Annotated in this window: 1 rRNA gene; it reads left to right on the top strand. The window is 56.8% G+C overall.

The annotated features are described in order from the left end of the window. Positions 1-78 precede the first annotated feature (78 nt). A 5S ribosomal RNA gene (rrf, locus tag RM463_RS17395) occupies positions 79-194 on the top strand. Positions 195-1,570 lie beyond the last annotated feature (1,376 nt).

Here is a 1,570-nt window from a genome sequence, read left to right as displayed (position 1 = left end):
ACCCAAGGGGTCTGTGATGACCCACGACGCCGGGTACGCCTTGAAACCTCTCGGCTCAGCATGAATCACCCCTTTTCGCCTGACGACCATAGCGAGCGTGAACCACCTGATCCCATGCCGAACTCAGTAGTGAAACCGCTCCGCGCCGATGGTAGTGTGGGGCCTCCCCATGCGAGAGTAGGTCATCGTCAGGCACTTATTCAGAAACCCCGGCCCATGGTCGGGGTTTCGTCGTTTTAGGGCCCCCCCATGGAGAGTCCCGGAGTGCCGGCCAAGTCATCGTCAGGCACTTATACCGAGAAAACCCCGGGCATTCAGTTGCTCGGGGTTTTTTCATGGCAGGACGCTGCCCCTGCAGCGTCCCGAATGCCGGCCACCAGAGCGCCGGCCGCCGGAGCTCGGCGCGACCATCGTCAGGCACTTATACCGAAAACCTCAGGTATTCAATTGCTCGTAATCGGCAGTTATCCAGGTTGCGCGTCAGCGTCGCCCAACGCCTCAGGCTTAATCCAGCGCCTTTGCTGTCGCCAAACCGTTCGGTGCCTTCATCCCGATGAGCCGACACCCAGCGATGTAATGCGTGGTAAGGATGGGCCTCTCCCGGGTGCCGCATAACCGCTGATGCTCCTCCTTTGCCAACGACTGCGCTTCGTGCTCCACCTGGTAGAGCTGGCCGATCAACTCGATGACTTGTTGGCCGTCGAGTCCTTCGCTGCAGTCTTTGTTCACCGCCTGCTACCCGGTGTAGAGTGTGGTGGTATAGTTCAGGAGATGGACGTAATGTGTTTTTTCCTGCCCTGTGCCAGCATCGGCAACTAGATCAGTGCCTCGCAACGGCTGCCGGTCCAATACGATCCAGAGGGTAGCTGATCCTGAGGCTTGGCCTGACGGATCCGGCTCTGGATAAGGCGCTTACGTTCCACGCCGAATTTTGATGAAACAAACTTTTTACCGAAAGAGCTTGCAAGCCCGCGGGGAAAGCCGTAAAGTACGCATCCGCTGCCGGCAACGGGCAAACGTTGCAGGCGGTGGAGGTGGCAGAAGTGACTGTTCTGCAATGGTTTTTTCGGAGGATTTCGAATAATACCGGTTGACAGTCGCGGCATATTCGCTAGAATGTGCGCCACTCGTGACGGTGGCCTCAAGGCCTCCGCGGCGATCCTCTCGAAACGATCCTTCAAGGGTTGAGTGTCGAAAGGTGTCGGTCACCCGCAAGGTTCCTCGGAATGCTTCGCCGGGTTGACAACGACAGCCAGTCACGTAGAATACGCCTTCCTCGCAGGGCGCTGGCGAGACCGCCGCTTCTTCGGTATGCAGTTCGGTACCAGGTGATTAAGCGATCGGTACGACAGCAAGCGAGACGCTCCGCTCTCAACAAGACGTGAGCCGCTCTTTAACAATCGATCAGGTAATTCATGTGGGCGCTTGTCGATGGCTCGGTGGTCATGTCACAGAACCATCAAGGCAAGCGACTCGTCATAGATCGCAAGATCTATTTGAGACGTTTGAACCTTGAGCCAAGTTTGGTGCTGCTTCAAGCACTTATGATCTTAAACTGAAGAGTTTGATC

This window comes from Halomonas sp. LES1, from assembly GCF_031846005.1.
GTDB lineage: Bacteria > Pseudomonadota > Gammaproteobacteria > Pseudomonadales > Halomonadaceae > Halomonas.
Note: the sequence above shows the minus strand (reverse complement) of the source record. Positions and strands in the feature narration are given on the sequence as shown.